Here is a 547-nt window from a genome sequence, read left to right as displayed (position 1 = left end):
CCTGCGCCGCGCTCGGGGCCGTGGTGTCTTGCGCCGGCAGCCAGCGGGCCAGGGCCTGGTAGAGGGCGGCCGGGGTGACGGGCTTGGCGAGGTGGTCGTTCATGCCGGCCTCGAGGCAGCGCTGGCGGTCTTCGGCAAAGGCGTTGGCGGTGAGCGCCAGGATGGGGCGGGTGGCGTAGCCGGGCAGGGTGCGGATGGCGATGGCGGCGTCGAGGCCACCCATCACGGGCATGCTGAGGTCCATCAGGATCAGGTCGAAATCGGCCTGCGCCGCCATCTCGAAGGCCTCTTGGCCGTTTTGGGCGATGGCCACCACAATGCCGGCGCGCTCCAGCAGTTCCCTGGCGATCTCCTGGTTGAGGAGGTTGTCTTCGGCCAGCAGGATGTGGCAGCCGGCGAGCTGCGTGCCGGTGTCTGAGCCCTGGGGGAGCTGCGGGGCGTGCGGATCGGGCTGGCCGCCATCCGGGGCCCGGCCGGCGGCCAGCGGCAGGACGGCCCAGAAGCGGCTGCCGTGGCCGGGCACGCTGTCGGCGCCGATCTGCCCGCC

Annotated in this window: 1 protein-coding gene; it reads right to left on the bottom strand. The window is 72.9% G+C overall.

Features of this window, described 5'->3' with window-relative positions; translation table 11 throughout:
• Nucleotides 1-547, bottom strand: a 547-nt coding sequence (locus tag L6Q67_RS24320) for a response regulator (RefSeq protein ID WP_296576339.1), incomplete at both ends; no start/stop codon positions are given.

Origin of the sequence: Zoogloea sp., from assembly GCF_023150065.1 — a bacterium.
Classification (GTDB): domain Bacteria; phylum Pseudomonadota; class Gammaproteobacteria; order Burkholderiales; family Rhodocyclaceae; genus Zoogloea.
Note: the sequence above shows the minus strand (reverse complement) of the source record. Positions and strands in the feature narration are given on the sequence as shown.